Source organism: Streptomyces albiflavescens (assembly GCF_014645835.1).
GTDB lineage: Bacteria > Actinomycetota > Actinomycetes > Streptomycetales > Streptomycetaceae > Streptomyces > Streptomyces albiflavescens.
The window spans coordinates 12,524-26,794 of the sequence record NZ_BMMM01000003.1 but is presented as its reverse complement, the minus strand read 5'-3'; the positions used below and the strand labels follow the sequence as shown (position 1 = coordinate 26,794).

Below are 14,271 nucleotides of genomic sequence, written 5' to 3'. Positions count from 1 at the left end.
CCCATGGGATGTCGTGAGCCGAATAAATCAGATCCGACGGGACCACGTCAGGGGGCTGTCGCACGTGCCGGAGTTTCCCGGTCCGCGGCCCAGCTCAGGAGCTCCTCCGCGGTCCATGTGGTGATGACACGCTCGGCGGGAACCCCACACTCCTCGGCCCGGGCGCAGCCGTGGATCTGCCAGTCGAGCTGGCCGGGGGCGTGCGCGTCGGTGTCGATGGAGAAGAGCACGCCCGCTCCGACCGCCCGGCGCAGCAGCCGGCGCGGTGGGTCGAGGCGCTCGGGACGGCTGTTGATCTCCACGGCCGTGCCGGACTCCGCACAGGCAGCGAAGACCGCGTCCGCGTCGAACTCCGACTCGGGCCGGCCGCGCTCGCCGATCAGGCGACCGGTGCAGTGCCCGAGGACGTCCGCCCGCGGATTGCGGACGGCGGCGACCATACGGCGGGTCATCGACCTCGCGTCCATGCGCAGCTTGGAGTGCACGGACACGACGACGACGTCCAGCCGGTCCAGCAATTCCGGCTCCTGGTCGAGCGATCCGTCGGCGAGGATGTCGCACTCGATGCCGGTGAGCAGCTGGAAAGGGGCCCACTGCCGGTTGAGTTCCGCCACCACGGCCAGTTGCTCGCGCAGGCGGTCGGGGGACAGCCCGCGCGCGACGGTCAGCCGTGGCGAGTGGTCCGTGAGCACGGCCCACTCGTGGCCGAGGCGCGCCGCGGTCCGACCCATGTCCTGGATCGGGCTGCCTCCGTCCGACCAGTCGGAGTGCACATGGCAGTCGCCGCGCAGCTCCGCCCGCAGCCGCTCACCTCCAGGGGCGAGCGGCGCCGCGTTCTCGCGCTCCAGCTTCTCCAGATATCCCGGCACCCCACCGGCCAGCGCCTCACGCACCACCTGTGCCGTCTTCGGCCCGATGCCCTTGAGCGACTCCAGTGACCCGGTGGCGGCGCGCTCCGCCACCTCGTCGGCGGGCAGCGCGGCCAGGACGGCCTCGGCGGTGCGGAAGGCACGTACGCGATATGTGGGCGCCTGCGCCCGCTCCAGCAGGAACGCGATCCGGTCCAGGGCCTCGACGGGGTCCATCGGCGCCTCCTCGCTCCGGCTCCTTCCAGCGTTCCCCAGGCCTCCTGGGCCCGCACGGCGGACGGACTGCGGGCCCTGCGGCAGGGGCGTCCCCCGGCCGCTCACCCGGCTGGGCGAACAGGCCGATTGCGGCCCTCCGGCCGCAGGCGGGGCCGCTGCGGCGGGGGTGCTGGAACCGCTCCACGACTGACCCGGGGTAACCGCTCTACGCTCTATTCATGACCGAAATTGCGAGTCCCCACATCTCCCACCCACGGATCATGGTGCTCGGGGTGCAGCCGGGTACGCCGCCGTTCCGGATCATGGAGATCGACGGCGAAGTGGTGGGTGAGGCCAAGGCGATCACCGATGTCCTGGAGACCGCCGCGGCCTACGGCATCACCGTCCACGACCTCGACGACCCGGAGGTCGTCCGCTGGGTGGGCGGCGACAAGCTCACCTGGACACCGCGCTGACACCGCGCGAGGTTCGAGTGGGCCGGGGAGTAGCCCGGGAGCGCTGGGCCGGGGCCCAGGGCGTCCGGCTGTGACGCGGCGAGGCACGGCCGTGCCACGCGAGCGTGCGGTGGCGGTTCGGTGGCCAGTGGCGGCTCGGCGGCCAGTGGCGGCTCGGGGAGCGCGCGGACCTGCGGGTTTCGCGCCGGTGTGAGCTGCGGGGGCACAAACGCACCCGCACCCCAGCAAAGATCATTATTCGGCGGGAACCGCGCATGTGCCCGCTCCGGCCAGGGCACGTTGATCTTGCCGGGTGATCACGACCGGACCCGGCGTCCCCTTTCCCGACGGGAGTCGTCATGTTCCGTGGCTTCGCCGTGCCCGCAGCCGCCCTCGCCGCCACCGCCCTGGCCGCCGCCACCGCCCTCATCGGCTCCGTACCAGCCACCGCGGCCGGCGCGCCGTCGGCCGGAGACGTGTGCTTCTGGACCGCCGCCGGACAGCACGGCTCGTCCTGGTGCTACACACCACCGGGCTACACGGACGTGCCGGAGTTCCTCCACGACAAGGCCGCCTCCTTCCGGTCCCATGCCGACACCGCGGTGTACGCCATCGACTGGGGACGCGACACCTGCTACTACCGGCTGATCCGCGCACACGACCTGGCCGACAACTGGCCCTGGGGCGCCCGGCTCGACGGCGTCGCCGATACGACGATGGGCTGCCGTACCTCCTCGTGATCATCAAGCGTCTTGCCACCTCCGCCGCAGCGGTCCTGCTCGCCCTCGGGGGCGGTTTGGCACTTGCCACCCCCTCCGGCGCGGCGGACTGTCCGAGCGGAAACTTCTGCGTCTGGGAGAACGCCGACTTCGACGGTCAGCGTGCCAACTGGTCCGGGGACGACGGCTGGTGGGAGAGCTGGATCGCCGACTCCGACTCCTCCTGGGCCAACCACGCCATCTCGGGGCCGGGAATCAAGGACCACGTCAAGGTCTACGAGGACGCCTGGCAGGGCGGCGACATGACGATCTGCCTCACCCCCGGTGACGAGGTCGGCTACAACGGCGTCGCCAACGACCGGGGCGACTCGCACACCTGGGCCACGGGCTGCTGACGGGCCGACACCGGCCGACCGGTTCCGTCCGCCCGCGGTGGGGGCCGCGGGCGGACGGTTCGTAGGCCCGATCAGCACGGAGGGTCCGGCCGGGGCAACCCCGCCGGACCCTCCGCTCGCCCGCCCGAGCGGTCCTCACACGGTCTTCTCAGCCGACCGTCCACTTCTGGTTGGCCCCGCCGGTACACGTCCAGATCTGCAGCCGCGTGCCGTTGGCCGAGTTGTTGCCCGTGACGTCCAGGCACTTGTTGGCCTGGGGGTTCACGATGTCGTGGGCCGAGCTGACGGCCCACTTCTGGTTGGGTCCGCCCGTACAGTCCCACAGTTGGACGGTCGAGCCGTCCGCCGTGCCGTTGCCGGTGACATCCAGGCACTTGCCCAGTGCGCGAATCGTGCCGTCCGAGGACACCGTCCAGTTCTGGGCGGCGGTGCCGTTGCAGTCGTAGAGCTGTACGGGGGTGCCGTTCGCGGAGTTCGCCCCTGCCACGTCCACGCACTTGCCCGCGAGGCCCTTGATCGGAGCGCCGGTGCCGCCCGAGCTGTCGCTCGTCGTCACCGTCACCGAGTCCACGACGAGCTGTTGCGGGAAGGCGGTGGAACCGTCGGGGTCTCCCGGCCAGTAGCCGCCGACTGCGAGGTTGAGGATCAGGAAGAACGGTTTGTTGAACACCCATGTGCGGCCGCCCAGATCGGCGGGCGTACGCCGCTGGTAGACCGTGCCGTCCACCGACCAGGTGATCGCGTCGGGCGCCCAGTCCACCGCGAAGGTGTGGAAGGCGTCCGCGAAGGCCTGGCCGTTCGGCAGGGAGTATGCGGCGCCTATGCCGCCCGAGCCGGAGTATCCGGGACCGTGGATCGTGCCGTGCACGGTCGACGGCTCGTAGCCGACGTTCTCCATGACGTCGATCTCGCCCGAGTCCGGCCAGTTGACCGGTGTGCCGAGCATCCAGAACGCGGGCCACATGCCCTGCCCGCGCGGAATCTTCATCCGGGCCTCGACATGGCCGTACGTCGTGGTGAACTTCCCGGAGGTGTTCAGCCGTGCCGAGGTGTACTGGCAAGTGCCGTACCAGCACTGGTAGTTGGCCGGATTCTCCTTGCGGGCAGTGATCACCAGATGACCCTGGCCGTCCAGGGCGGCGTTCTTGCTGCCGGACGTGTAGTACTGCCGCTCATGGTTGTTGACGTTGTCGCCGGTCTCGATCTGCCACTTGGACGAGTCGACGGCCGAACCGGCGGGGCCGTCGAAATTGTCCTGGAACGTCACGGCAGCGGCAGTGGCAGCCGCAGTCGTCGTGGGGCCCGCGTGGACGGGAGTGACGGCGGCGGACGCGACGAGTGCGGCGGGCAGTGCGGCGAAGAGGCATCGGCGGAGCAGGCGTGGGGAGTCCATGACTCTCTCTTCCGTACGGCGACCCCGGGGACGGGTGGGCCGACTGAGGTGGGGGGTGCATGCTTCGCCTCTTGATTTAAGAAGTGAGGTAAGGGGGTGTCAAGAGTTTGGTCCGGACCATCTCTTCGGTGTGTCGACTCGTTCCGTCGGGCGTGCGTGCGTGCGCAGTTGGGCGACGCAGTGCGTCAGGCCTTCGCGTCGCTGCGGCTGGTGCGACGAGTGCGACGGGTGCGACGGGTACGACGACGGGTACGACGGCCGTCGCGCGGATGTACCGCCCGGCCGAGCCTGCGCCCCAGCAGCAGATAACCCACCAGCGCTCCGGCCGTGTTGAGGATGACATCGTCGATGTCGAAGGCGCGGCCCGTGACGAGCGCGCCCTGCACCAGTTCGACGACCAGCATGACCGCGGCGGTGAGCGCGGGAACGCGCAGGATTCCGCGGGCCCTTGGAGCCAACACGGGCAGCAGCAACCCGAAGGGCACCCCGAGCAGCAGGTTCCCGCCGATCTGCTTGACGGCGTCACGCAGTTCCGGCTGGGAGAGGTAGGCGTGCAGCGACCGACCCGGGTGGAGATTACTGTGGACCAGCGCCTTCGACGCCGGGGACGGCTCCAGCGTCAGCCGGGCCAGCGCGGCGGCGAAGGCCACCATGGCCGCGAAGGCGAACAGCATGGCCAACAGCCGTACGGGAAGGGGCAGTGCCCTCGCCTCCCGCGGGGGCGCTGACGTCCGACGCCCCGATTTCGCGGCACGCGTGCGTAACGCCGTACGGAAGAGCGTCATGCGATCCTCCTGATTTCAACTTCCCTCCGAATAAGGGTGGTTACCCCCGATGGAGGTTTCGATGCCGAGCGGCACGGCGGGGAGCGACAGCATCAGGCCAGTCGTCACGCAGGACGGCCTCGGCGCTGCCGTCGAGGTGCACCACCGTGCGGCTCACCGCACGGTGGTGTTCTCGGCGCCCTCGACGGAGCGGGCGTACAGGTCGAGGACCTCCAGGGCCTGGGCGGGACCGCCGACGACGCGGAAGGCGGCGCTGAGCGCGCTGCGCAGTTGTCCCATGACGCCGGCCGCGGACAGGCCCTTGCCGACCACGTCGCCCACGGCGACCGCGGCGCGGTCGCCGGGCAGCTCCACCAGGTCGTACCAGTCGCCGCACACGTTCAGCGAGCCGAGGGCGGGCCAGTAGCGGACAGCCGTCCCATGGCGCCCGATGAGGCGGAGAACAGGCGATCGCCTCTTGCAGACTCGGTGCCAGGAGTTCGACCTTCTCGTCCCCGCACGCCTACGGGTGCGGGGACGATCAAGGCGGCACGTGCCACGTCAGCCGTTCGTCAGCACCATCCTGAAGCGTGCGGCGCCGGACATCATCTTCCGGTACGCCTCGTCGGCCTGGTCCAGTGGCACGGTCTCGATCATCGGCCGGATCCCGTGCAGCGCGCTGAATGCCATGGTGTCCTGCGTGTCCTGCGCGGTCCCGGACGGGTGCCCGCGGACGATCCTGCCGCTCATGATCAGCTGGAACGGAGTGACCCCGAGCGGCGTGGGGTCCACCCCGATGACCACCAGCTCGCCCCGGTGGGACAGCCCGTCCACGGTCGCCGTGATGGCGTCGGAGTTGGCGGCCGTGGCCAGGACGACCTTGGCGCCGCCGAGGGACTGCAACGCCTCCGCGACGGGGGTGTCCGCCGTGCTGTCGACGTAATGGTGCGCCCCGAGCTGCTTGGCGAAGTCGGCCTTTTCGGCGCCACGAGCGATGGCCACGGTCTCGAAGCCCATCGCGGCCGCGTACTTCACCCCCAGGTGGCCCAGACCGCCGATGCCGAGTACGGCGACCAGATCGCCCGGCTTGGCGGAACTGCGCCGCAGCCCGTTGAAGGTGGTCACCCCCGCGCAGGCCAGAGGTGCCGCATCGGGCGCCGCCAGCGCATCGGGGATCCGGGCGAGGGCATCGGCGGGTGCGATCACCGACTCGGCGAAACCGCCGTCGTACGCCCAACCGGGAACCTTCAGATTCGGGCACACGACGAAGTCACCCTGCCGACAGGGCGTGCAGTGGCCACAGCTTCCGCCGAACCAGCCCACCGCCACCCGGTCGCCCACCTGCCAGCCGCTGTCTTGCGTGCCCTCGCCGAGCTCCTCGATGTGCCCGGCGATCTCATGCCCGGGAACCAGCGGAAACCGTACGCCCGGCACCTGGGCGTCTACGAAGACGGAGTCGCTGTGGCAGATTCCGCAGGCGTCCACAGCGATGCGTACGTGACGGGGGCCCGGCTGCGGCACCTCGCGCTGGACGATCTCGAACGGACTGCCGGCGGCGGCCACCTGCGCGGCGCGGTAAGTGCTCATCGGGATCTCTCCGGGAACGAGAACGGGATCGAGAACGACGGCCCCCTGTACCAGCACACCAGTTCCCGCCCGATCGCGCGCGCCGAAGCAGATCCGTTGAACAGTGGGAGCCCGCTCGGACGTCCCGCCGCCGTGTCACCGGTTTCCCTTCGCTCTGGCAGGGCACCCCGGGCACCGGCCCCTTCGCGCGCCGCCGCCTCGCCGAGGCACGGCGATGTTTGGATGGCGCAGCGGATATTTCTGGGCAAAGCGGATACCGAGGAGCCCCGGAGGTGACGTATGAACCGGCGTGCGGCGCTCAGCGGCGCGCTCGAAGTCCTCGCGTGGTGGGCCGCCCTCATGGCGCTGTGGCTGGTCCTCATCAGCGCGCCGGCCACGCTGGAACTCGTCGTGGGGGCGGCCGCGGCGCTGGTCGGGGCCCTTGCGGCAGGCGGTGCGCGGCGAGCGGTGAGCGGGAGGTGAACGGCTGGACCGTCGCGGCGACGGCCGCGCTCGCCGGGGGAGTCGGCGCCACGGTGTGGGGCGTCGCCACCGGGCCGCTGCGCCGCCGGGTCGTCGCGCAGAACCTGTCCACGTCGCTGGCCTGCCCCAGCCTGCTGCTCCTCGCGCAGGGTTACGACCGGCCGTCCTACGTCGATCCCGCCCTGGTCCTCGCCCTCCTCGGCCCGGTCGGCACCCTCGTCTTCGCCCGACTGCTCGCCGAGGACCTGGAGAAGGACCCGCCGAAGGCCCCATGGCTCACGTACGCGGCCTCCGGGTTCGGTGCCGTCGTCGTGCTCGTGCTGTGCGTGGTCGGCGGACCGGATCGCGCGATGGGGAAGCTCCTGGTCACCGGTGCCTTGCTGGTCGGTGGGAACCTCATCGCGTCACGGGCCCTGGCCGGCGGAATCGCGGGGAGCCGCCATGGATGACCCGCTCATCGTCGTGACGCTGCTGCTGGTGGCGGCCTGTGCCACCGCGGCCGTCGCGGTGCGCGATCCCGAGCGCCAGGCCCTGGTCCTCGCGGTCCTCGGCACGACCCTGGCCGTCCTGTTCACCGTGCTGCAGGCCCCTGACGTGGCTCTCTCCCAGCTGGCCGTGGGCTCAGCCCTGACCCCGCTCCTGTTGCTGCTGTCGGTCCGCAAGGTCCGGCGACGCGGGCGGAAGAAGGACAAGGCCCGGTGACGCGGCGGGTACGGCTGTGGATCCTGGCCGTGGGCGGCGCGGGCCTCGCGGCGCTCCTCGTCGCCGCCTGCCTGGAGCTGCCGGGCTTCGGTGGTACCTCGCACCCGTACGGGGACCGGGCGGTCCGCGCGTCGCTGGCCCGCCGCACCGCCAACACCATCGCGTCCATCAACTTCGACCAGCGCGCCTTCGACACCCTCGGCGAAATGAGCATCCTCTTCGCCTCGGTCCTCGGCACGGTCGTGCTGCTGCGCCAGACCCGCGACGAGCGGCGCGCGAAGCCGGAACCGGCCTACGTGGCGCTGCCCGTGCGCCGTTACGCGCTGATCGTCCTGCCCGTCGCCCTGCTGACCGGCCTGTACGTCATCGCCCACGGACAACTCAGTCCGGGCGGCGGCTTCCAGGGCGGCGTGGTCGCCGCGACCGCCCTCCACCTGCTCTATCTCGGCGCCGACTACCGCGCCCTGGAACGGATCCGGCCGGTCGGCCTGTACGAGGTCGGTGACGCGCTCGCGGCGTCCGCCTATCTCGTCACGGGTCTCGCGGGGCTCATCGGCGGCGCGGCGTTCCTCGCCAACACCCTGCTCCCGTACGGCACGTTCAACACCCTGTCGTCCGGCGGGACCGTTCCCCTCCTGAACGCGGCCATCGGCATGGAGGTCGCCTGCGCGGTCGTCGTACTGCTCGCCCGCTTTCTGGACCAGGCCGTGGAGATCGAACAGGAGGGCGGGACGTGATGTCCGTACTGCCGTATCTCGTCGCCGTGTGGATCTTCCTCGTCGGTTGCTACGGCATCGCCACCAGCCGCAACCTCATCCACGCCGTGGGTTGCCTCGCGGTCTGCCAGTCCGCCACCTACGTCCTGCTGCTGGCCGTCGGCTACCGCGACGGCGGCACCGCTCCCGTCTTCTCCGACGTCAAGCCCGGCTCACGGCCCGTGGTGGACCCGGTCGTGCAGGCGCTCGCCCTCACCGACGTGGTCGTCGGCGCCACCGTCACCGCGCTGCTGCTCGCCCTCGTCATGCAGGTCTCCAAACGGCACGGCACCGTCGACCCCGACGAACTCTCGGAGCTGCGCGGCTGATGAACCACCTGATGCCGCTGCTCGTCGCCCTTCCGCTGCTCGGGGCCGGGCTGCTCGTCGCGAGCGGCAGCCGGCTGTCGCGGGCCGTCGCGGAGACGGTGGGCTGCGTCGTCTCCGCGGGCACGGCGGGACTCGCCGTCGTCCTGCTGCTCAACTCCTCGCCGCCGCTGGTCGAATGGGTGGGCGGCTGGCAGCCCAAGGAGGGCGAGAGCGTCGGGATCCTCCTCGTGGGCGACGGCCCGGGGCTCGGTATGGCGGCCCTCGCGTCGCTGCTGACCCTGGCGGCACTGGCGTACTCCTGGCGCTACTTCGAGGAACCGCCACGCCGTCATGCGGGCTCGTTCCCCGCCCTGATGCTGCTCTTCCAGGGCGGCATGTGCGGCTTCGCGATCGCGGGCGACCTCTTCGACGCGTTCGTGTTCTTCGAGTTGATGAGCGTCGTGGCGTACGCGCTGACCGGCCATCGCGTCGAGGAGGCGAAGGCCGTGCAGGGCGCGCTGACCTTCGGGGTCGTCAACTCCCTGGGTGCGTACGCCATGTTGCTGGGCATCGGGCTGCTGTACGCGCGCACCGGCGAGCTCGCCATGGTGAAGATCGGCCGGGGCCTCGACGAGCACGGGGGGCCCGACGCCCTCACCCTCGCGGCCTTCGTGCTCGTCCTGACCGCACTGCTGGTCAAGGCGGCGGCCGTGCCCTTCCACTTCTGGCTGCCGGACGCGCACGCGGTCGCGCCGACACCGGTGTGCATGCTGCTGTCCGGGGTGATGGTCGAACTCGGCGCGTACGGCGTCTGGCGGGTGTACGGGACGGTCTTCTCCGGGCCCGGTGGGATCCCCGCGGCCGATGTGGAGCGCGCCCTGGTCGTGCTCGGCGTGCTGACGAGCGTGGTGGGCGCGCTCATGTGCTGGTACCAGCGGCATGTGAAACGGCTGCTCGCGTACTCGACGGTCGCCCACATGGGGCTCTTCGTGATCGGCATCGGATGGCTCACGCCCGAGGCGGACGAAGGCGTCGCGCTGTACATCCTGGGGCACGCCGGGGTGAAGGCCGCCCTCTTCGCCTGCACGGGCATCCTGCTCGACCGATACGGCAGTGTCGACGAACTCGCGCTGCACGGCCGCGCCCGGTCGCTGCGCGCAGTCGGCGTGATGTTCGTCGTCGGCGCGCTGGGCCTCGCCGGGCTGCCGCCCTTCGGGACCGGGCTCGGTAAAGCGATCACCGAGGAGGCGGTCGGAGGACCACTCACCGCAGTGTTCGTCGCCGTGTCGGCGGTGACCGCGGCCGCGGTGCTGCGCGTCGCCGCGCGGGTGTTCTTCGGCCTCGGCCCCAGGCCGAAGGACGAGTCGTCGTACGAGACCACAGGTACCGGCGAGGAACCGGAGACCCGGCACCGGCTGAAGCACGTGCCGGACTCGATGACCGCGGTCCCCGCGCTGCTCCTTGCCGCGTCCCTCGCCGTGGGCGTGGCGCCCGGCTTCGCCGAAGTGGTGGGACACGGCGTGAGCGAGGCGGGGTCCGGTGGGGCGATCACCTCGCCCCACTGGACCCTCTCCGGAGTGCTCCTAGGCCTCGCCTCCACGGCCTTGGCCCTGAGCCTGGCCGCACTCGCCGTGACCCGCCCGACGCTGCTGGGGGAGCAGCCCTGGACGGGCCCGTTGCGGCGCCTGCAGTCCGGCCATATCGGCGACTACGTGGCCTGGATGCTGGGGGGTGCCACGCTGCTGGGGGCGCTGGCGCTGCCGGGGATTCTGGGCGGCTGAGCGGGGCGCCCCGCGCGCCGTTCACCCGAGGAACGGACCGACCCGGCGAACGGACCCACCCGGAACCCGTGTCCGACCGGAACCCGTGTCCGGGCGCGGTCGAACACCTCCGGAGAATGTGGGCCGCGTCTCAGAGGCTCTCTGTGGCGTCACACTTCCGGCCACCCCGCCCTCTTGTTCGCGAAAACCGTCGGAGCCAGAGGGAGATACCCCATGAACATCGTCGTCTTCGGAGCGAACGGGCCGACCGGGCGCCTGGTCGTCGAGCAGGCGAGCGCGGCGGGTCACACGGTCGCCGCCGTCACACGCCGGCCCGAGAACTATCCGCTGAGGGGGTCTCGGGTGCGGGTGGTCGAGGCGGACGTGTACGACCCCGACGCGGTGGAACGAGCCGTGGCCGGTCAGGACGCCGTGATCTCGGCACTCGGCGTGCCCTACAGCCGCGATCCGGTCAGCGTGTACTCCACGGGAATCACCCACGTCACGCAGGCCATGACCAAGCACGGCGTACGACGCCTCGTCGCCGTGACCTCCACGGTTCTCTTCGGGACACCGGCGCCCGGCGAGCGGCTGCTGTTCCGGAAGGTGCTCGAGCCGGCTGTAGTGCGGTTCATGGGCCGCACCGTGTACGAGGACATGCGGCGTATGGAGGAGATCGTCTGCACGACCGACCTCGACTGGACGGTCGTCCGCCCGGGCGGCTTGTTCGACGCGGGGGCGGTGAGCGATTACGAGATCGGCCTGTCGCGCCTGCCGGGCCGGTACACCGCGCGGGCGGATCTCGCCCACGAGTTGCTGCGGCAGGCGGTGGAGGGGCCGCATCTGCGCGCTTATGTCGACGTGCGCACGACGGAGGCGACGCCGAGCTTCTTCGACCTCATCCGGAAGGAGGCGTTCAGCGGCAAGGCGGGTGGGGCGAGGGGCTGATGGCGACATGACCGTCGGGTCTGCCGACGCCGAACCGCTGGGCCGGCGCCGAACCGCTGGGCCGACGCCGAACCGCTGGGCCGGCGCCGAACCGTCGGTCCGGTGCGGTTCCGCCCGAGGGGACGCGATGTGTCTGCCATCCGGCGGTCACGTCGACCTCGGCCGCTCAGGCGCCGTAGGTGACCGTCACGTCCGTGAAGCCCAGGGAGCGAAGCAGGCCTTCCAGCATGCCGGTGGTGTTCGCCTCGGCGCGTGAGGTGAGGCGGCTGTCCTTCGCAGCGTCGCCGATGTGCTTGGCCGCGAGCTTCTGGACGGCCCGCTCGTCGTTCGGGTTGTCGGAGAAGATGTCGCCGATCCGATCGAGGAGACCGCGCTGTTTGGAGACGGCGTAGGAGTGGTCGGGGTCGAGCGCGGGTTTGCCCAGCGCCGCGTGCGGCAGCCGGAGCGTGGCGGACGTACGGTCGCCGTTGACCGTCACGTCCTTCTCGCCCAGTGTGCCGAGGTCGACATACGCGTCGACAGTCCCGGCCCCCACGTACAGCGTGCGGGTGCCGCGGAGGGCGTCGGGCAGATACTTGGCGTCCTTCTCCAGGTCCACGACCACCTGGAAGTTGCCCGACGCGGCGTCGTAACGGCTGATGTCCTGGATCGACTTGAGGAGGGCGGGGCCCGACCGGTCGTGCGTCTCGGTGCCGAACACATCGCGCAGCCCCGGCAAAAGGGCGAGCCGCAGTCCGGCGAAGAGCACCACGAGTACCAGCACGAAGGCGCTGACCACCTTCGCCCAGCCGGGCAGGCGCTTGATGGACGTCGTCATGTCGACGATCCTCCTTTCAACCGACCGAGTACCCTCCAAGTCGCTTGACAGGCAGCTTTGTTGCTCGATCGAGGTACGAGTGGGCAAGTCGGGTACCGATGACCCCCGCTCCGACCTCAGTTCGCCGTACGCCGGGGGCGCACGGCGTCTGCTCGCCGTACCGCATCTGCTGGACGATCCACCGACGTCGACGCAGGCCCTCAGCGCAGGGCCCGAAGGGGACGGTCGCCCGACGCGCACGACCACCACACCCCCTCTCCGCGCGTCAGACCCGGCAGCCGCAGCTCGATGTCCCGCACCCGTCGGGCCGGCAGCTCACCGGTGACCAGCCATGCGCTGCGCCCTCCGGTCGTCTCCTTGAACTCTGCTCCACAGGAGGCGAGCTGAGCTGTCACGGAGGCCAGCGTGTCGAGCGGGAGCTCCACCTCGAACGCGTGATACGGCTCGTACACCTGTGTCCCCGCCCGCTCGAGGGCGCGGCGCAGCACGACCGGGGTGAGTCCGCGGAAGTCGGCGGCCGTGCTGAGCGGTGCGGAGAATCCGGAGCGGATGAGGGTGACTTGGTAGTCCGTCACCGGCCATCCCTGCGGACCGGTGAGCAGGGTCGCGTGGACCGTGTCCTCGATCGCCTGGTGGAATGCCCGTGGCAGGGCGCCGAGTTCGGTCTCGTAGCTGAAGACACCGCCGGAGTCGCGCGGTCCCGGCTCGATACGCAGCCCGACCGTCGCCCAGAACCCGGTGTGCCCGTGGCGCTGGATCTCCTCGTACGCCTCACCCGTGCCGTCCGGCCGTTCCAGGAACCGCACGCGGCTCGGCTCGAAGTCGGCCTCGATACCGAAGTCCTGGACGAGCGTGGCCGCGAGGACCTCCTTCTGGACCTCGCCGTAGAGCAGCAGCGCGGTGCTGCCGGACGCGGCGGGCCTGACGTGCATCAGCGGGTCCTGGTCGGCCAGTGCGAGAAGGGCGGAGCGCAGCGGGGCGGCCTGGACCGGGTGCTTGGCCCGTACCAGCGTCTCCAGTGTCGGGATCGCGAACTGAGGTGCGCGGTCGGTGACTTCGCCGAGCCGGTCGCCGACGCGGACGCCACCGACGCCGCGGAGCGCGGCGATGTTCCCCGGGGTGAGGGAGGTGGCCCCGGGCTGCCCGACCACCTCCAGTACGAGCGCCCTGCCGGGCACCCGCGTGGTCCGCCCGTCGGCCTCGCGGCGCAGGAACGTGAGCCGTTCGCGGCGCCTCACCTCACCTTCGTACAAACGGACATAGGCCGTGCGCTCGCCGCCGGGTCCGGGCCGTACGGCGAAGACCGTGCCGCGTGGTTCACCGGAGCGGGGGACGCTCGGGCGGGGAATCAGCCGGACCACTGCCTCGACCAGTTCGGCCACGCCCTGTCCGCCGAGTGCCGAGCCGAAGAGGACCGGATGGACCGAGCCGTCGGCGGTGTGCGCGGCCAGCGCTGCCCACAGCTCGTCCGGCGTGGGCGGCGGGCCGTCCACGAGCGCGGCCAGGATGCCGGAGTCGACCTCGGCGAGCGTGCCGGCCGCGCGGTCGTCGAGCGGGCGCGGCAGCGTACGGGCGGACGCGGTGCCGATCTCCGTCACGCGCGCGAGGGGGACGACGTACGGCGTGAGACGGCGCCGGATGTCGTCGAGGAGCCCCTTCTCGCGTGCGCCCGCTCGGTCGATCTTGTTGACGAAGACGAGGGTGGGCAGGCCGAGCCGCCGCAGGGTCTTCATCAGGACGCGCGTCTGAGCCTGGACGCCCTCGACGGCGGAGAGCACCAGCACCACGCCGTCCAGGACCTCCAGGGCGCGCTCGACCTCGGCGATGAAGTCGCAGTGTCCGGGGGTGTCGATGAGGTTGATCTGTACGTCCCCGAGGCCGAAGGCGTCACGGACCGTGAAGGCGGCGACGGCCGAGCGGATGGTGATGCCGCGCTGCCGCTCGATGTCCCCGTCGTCCGTACGGGTGTCTCCGGCGTCGACGCTGCCGAGCCGGTCGATGGCGCCGCCGTCGAACAGCAGCCGCTCGGTGAGGCTGGTCTTACCCGCGTCGACGTGGGCCAGAATTCCGATGTTCAGGGTGTGCATGCGTGGTCGAGTCCTCGAGAACAGTCGTCCGGTGGGGGCGCTGGGAAGTTCCGAG

At 71.0% G+C, this 14,271-nt stretch carries 16 protein-coding genes and 1 pseudogene; 10 read left to right on the top strand and 7 right to left on the bottom strand.

The genetic code is table 11. The features are described from left to right. Nucleotides 1-47: 47 nt before the first annotated feature. The gene (locus tag IEY95_RS09505) at nt 48-1,085 is read right to left on the bottom strand and encodes a PHP domain-containing protein (RefSeq protein WP_189185489.1); all 1,038 of its coding nucleotides are present in this window, start codon (nt 1,083-1,085) and stop codon (nt 48-50) included. Between the two features lie 218 nt (nt 1,086-1,303). Here IEY95_RS09505 and IEY95_RS09500 point away from each other — a divergent pair, with 218 nt between their 5' ends. The 3 genes from IEY95_RS09500 (at nt 1,304) to IEY95_RS09490 (ending at nt 2,633) form a co-directional block, all read left to right on the top strand. Further along, the gene (locus IEY95_RS09500; protein WP_189185488.1) at nt 1,304-1,540 is read left to right on the top strand and encodes a hypothetical protein; all 237 of its coding nucleotides are present in this window, start codon (nt 1,304-1,306) and stop codon (nt 1,538-1,540) included. Nucleotides 1,541-1,878: 338 nt separating this feature from the next. Next, nucleotides 1,879-2,259, top strand: a complete 381-nt coding sequence (locus IEY95_RS09495) for a hypothetical protein (protein WP_189185487.1) — start codon at nt 1,879-1,881, stop codon at nt 2,257-2,259. A 2-nt stretch (nt 2,260-2,261) separates the two neighbouring features. After that, complete coding sequence (locus IEY95_RS09490) at nt 2,262-2,633, top strand: peptidase inhibitor family I36 protein (protein ID WP_189185988.1); 372 nt, start codon at nt 2,262-2,264, stop codon at nt 2,631-2,633. 148 nt (nt 2,634-2,781) lie between these two features. Here the strand turns inward: IEY95_RS09490 and IEY95_RS09485 are convergent, their stop codons facing one another. From IEY95_RS09485 to IEY95_RS09470, 4 genes and pseudogenes are all read right to left on the bottom strand, one after another. Continuing rightward, nucleotides 2,782-4,026 carry a ricin-type beta-trefoil lectin domain protein gene (locus tag IEY95_RS09485; RefSeq protein ID WP_189185486.1) on the bottom strand — a complete coding sequence of 415 codons (1,245 nt, stop codon included), beginning with the start codon at nt 4,024-4,026 and terminating at the stop codon, nt 2,782-2,784. A 185-nt stretch (nt 4,027-4,211) separates the two neighbouring features. Further along, the gene (locus IEY95_RS09480) at nt 4,212-4,811 is read right to left on the bottom strand and encodes a VanZ family protein (protein ID WP_189185485.1); all 600 of its coding nucleotides are present in this window, start codon (nt 4,809-4,811) and stop codon (nt 4,212-4,214) included. Between the two features lie 159 nt (nt 4,812-4,970). Continuing rightward, nucleotides 4,971-5,240, bottom strand: a pseudogene (locus tag IEY95_RS09475) (PP2C family protein-serine/threonine phosphatase); the annotation flags it as partial. A 111-nt stretch (nt 5,241-5,351) separates the two neighbouring features. Beyond that, nucleotides 5,352-6,377 (bottom strand): alcohol dehydrogenase, encoded by a 1,026-nt coding sequence (locus IEY95_RS09470; protein ID WP_189185484.1) that lies wholly within the window; start codon nt 6,375-6,377, stop codon nt 5,352-5,354. Nucleotides 6,378-6,656: 279 nt separating this feature from the next. Here IEY95_RS09470 and IEY95_RS09465 point away from each other — a divergent pair, with 279 nt between their 5' ends. From IEY95_RS09465 to IEY95_RS09435, 7 genes are all read left to right on the top strand, one after another. After that, a complete protein-coding gene (locus tag IEY95_RS09465) occupies nt 6,657-6,839 on the top strand; it encodes a hypothetical protein (RefSeq protein ID WP_189185483.1) in 183 nt (60 codons plus the stop codon). Continuing rightward, the gene (locus tag IEY95_RS09460) at nt 6,836-7,288 is read left to right on the top strand and encodes an MrpF/PhaF family protein (RefSeq protein ID WP_189185482.1); all 453 of its coding nucleotides are present in this window, start codon (nt 6,836-6,838) and stop codon (nt 7,286-7,288) included. The genes IEY95_RS09465 and IEY95_RS09460 overlap by 4 nt, the downstream gene beginning before the upstream one ends. Then, entirely contained in the window at nt 7,281-7,541 is a 261-nt protein-coding gene (locus tag IEY95_RS09455; protein WP_189185481.1) for a DUF4040 domain-containing protein, read from the top strand. Before IEY95_RS09460 ends, IEY95_RS09455 begins: the two co-directional genes overlap by 8 nt. Continuing rightward, on the top strand, nt 7,538-8,278 hold the full coding sequence (locus IEY95_RS09450) for an MnhB domain-containing protein (RefSeq protein WP_189185480.1): 741 nt from the start codon (nt 7,538-7,540) through the stop codon (nt 8,276-8,278). Before IEY95_RS09455 ends, IEY95_RS09450 begins: the two co-directional genes overlap by 4 nt. Beyond that, entirely contained in the window at nt 8,278-8,625 is a 348-nt protein-coding gene (locus IEY95_RS09445; protein ID WP_189185479.1) for a sodium:proton antiporter, read from the top strand. The genes IEY95_RS09450 and IEY95_RS09445 overlap by 1 nt, the downstream gene beginning before the upstream one ends. Further along, the gene (locus IEY95_RS09440; RefSeq protein WP_189185478.1) at nt 8,625-10,385 is read left to right on the top strand and encodes a complex I subunit 5 family protein; all 1,761 of its coding nucleotides are present in this window, start codon (nt 8,625-8,627) and stop codon (nt 10,383-10,385) included. Before IEY95_RS09445 ends, IEY95_RS09440 begins: the two co-directional genes overlap by 1 nt. Nucleotides 10,386-10,598: 213 nt before the next feature. Continuing rightward, nucleotides 10,599-11,312 (top strand): NAD(P)-dependent oxidoreductase, encoded by a 714-nt coding sequence (locus IEY95_RS09435; protein ID WP_189185477.1) that lies wholly within the window; start codon nt 10,599-10,601, stop codon nt 11,310-11,312. Between the two features lie 166 nt (nt 11,313-11,478). Here IEY95_RS09435 and IEY95_RS09430 read toward each other — a convergent pair whose 3' ends face one another. Further along, nucleotides 11,479-12,129: a DUF4230 domain-containing protein gene (locus IEY95_RS09430; RefSeq protein WP_189185476.1), complete on the bottom strand. Its 651-nt coding sequence runs from the start codon at nt 12,127-12,129 to the stop codon at nt 11,479-11,481. A 200-nt stretch (nt 12,130-12,329) separates the two neighbouring features. After that, nucleotides 12,330-14,216 (bottom strand): tetracycline resistance ribosomal protection protein Otr(A), encoded by a 1,887-nt coding sequence (gene otr(A), locus IEY95_RS09425; protein WP_189185475.1) that lies wholly within the window; start codon nt 14,214-14,216, stop codon nt 12,330-12,332. Between the last annotated feature and the right edge of the window lie 55 nt (nt 14,217-14,271).